Annotated in this window: 2 rRNA genes; both read right to left on the minus strand. The window is 56.7% G+C overall.

The window, feature by feature from the left end:
- Nucleotides 1-583: ribosomal RNA gene (locus ACFRCR_RS18640) — 23S ribosomal RNA — on the minus strand; the annotation flags it as partial.
- 334 nt (nt 584-917) lie between these two features.
- Nucleotides 918-1,721: ribosomal RNA gene (locus ACFRCR_RS18645) — 16S ribosomal RNA — on the minus strand; the annotation flags it as partial.

Raw genomic sequence — 1,721 nt, forward strand, 5'->3', positions numbered from 1 at the left:
CCCTCCCGGGGTACTTTTCATCTTTCCCTCACGGTACTAGTCCGCTATCGGTCACCAGGGAGTATTCAGGCTTATCGGGTGGTCCCGACAGATTCACAGCAGATTTCACGGGCCCGCTGCTACTCGGGTGTCCGTCACGACAGTCACCATGTTTTCGTCTACGGGACTCTCACCCTCTACGACAGGCCGTTCCAGACCACTTCGACTAACACGATGATTTCTTACTGTCGGCCAATCCGGCAGAATTGACAAGACGGATCCCACAACCCCACGAATGCAACGCCCGCCGGCTATCACACACCCATGGTTTAGCCTCTTCCGCTTTCGCTCGCCACTACTCACGGAATCACATGTTGTTTTCTCTTCCTGTGGGTACTGAGATGTTTCACTTCCCCACGTTCCCTCCACACGCCCTATATATTCAGGCGCGGGTAACCACACATCACTGTGGCTGGGTTTCCCCATTCGGAAATCCTCGGATCTCAGCTCGGTTGACAGCTCCCCGAGGCTTATCGCAGCCTCCTACGTCCTTCATCGGCTCCTGGTGCCAAGACATCCACCGTACGCTCTTAATTACTTACAACAAAGATGCTCGCGTCCACTGTGCAGTTCTCAAACAACACACAAACAGAAAACCCATGCAGACACCGGACCAACCAGAACCGAAGTTCCCGCTGCGGTATGACCTGCGTTTCCCGCTTGTCGTTCCTTCCTTCGAGGTCACACTTGCGTGTTCTCTCAGGACCCAACAGTATGCCGATATATCACCCACCAGCCGGCACACAGGCCCGCTGACATGTAGATGAGGTAGTCAGTGTTCCACCCATGAGCACCACCGGATTACATGTGAATCCGAAATGGCTCTGCCCTCACACACTCCCCGACTGTTCGGGGATGCATGGGGAGATGCTCCTTAGAAAGGAGGTGATCCAGCCGCACCTTCCGGTACGGCTACCTTGTTACGACTTCGTCCCAATCGCCGATCCCACCTTCGACGGCTCCCTCCACAAGGGTTAGGCCACCGGCTTCGGGTGTTACCGACTTTCATGACGTGACGGGCGGTGTGTACAAGGCCCGGGAACGTATTCACCGCAGCGTTGCTGATCTGCGATTACTAGCGACTCCGACTTCACGGGGTCGAGTTGCAGACCCCGATCCGAACTGAGACCGGCTTTAAGGGATTCGCTCCACCTCACGGTATCGCAGCCCTCTGTACCGGCCATTGTAGCATGTGTGAAGCCCTGGACATAAGGGGCATGATGACTTGACGTCGTCCCCACCTTCCTCCGAGTTGACCCCGGCAGTCTCCTGCGAGTCCCCGCCATTACGCGCTGGCAACACAGGACAAGGGTTGCGCTCGTTGCGGGACTTAACCCAACATCTCACGACACGAGCTGACGACAGCCATGCACCACCTGTATACCGACCACAAGGGGGGCCGTATCTCTACGGCTTTCCGGTATATGTCAAACCCAGGTAAGGTTCTTCGCGTTGCATCGAATTAATCCACATGCTCCGCCGCTTGTGCGGGCCCCCGTCAATTCCTTTGAGTTTTAGCCTTGCGGCCGTACTCCCCAGGCGGGGCGCTTAATGCGTTAGCTACGGCACGGATCCCGTGGAAGGAAACCCACACCTAGCGCCCACCGTTTACGGCGTGGACTACCAGGGTATCTAATCCTGTTCGCTCCCCACGCTTTCGCTCCTCAGCGTCAGTTGCGGCC

The organism is Oerskovia sp. NPDC056781, assembly GCF_042789955.1.
Classification (GTDB): Bacteria; Actinomycetota; Actinomycetes; order Actinomycetales; family Cellulomonadaceae; genus Oerskovia; species Oerskovia rustica.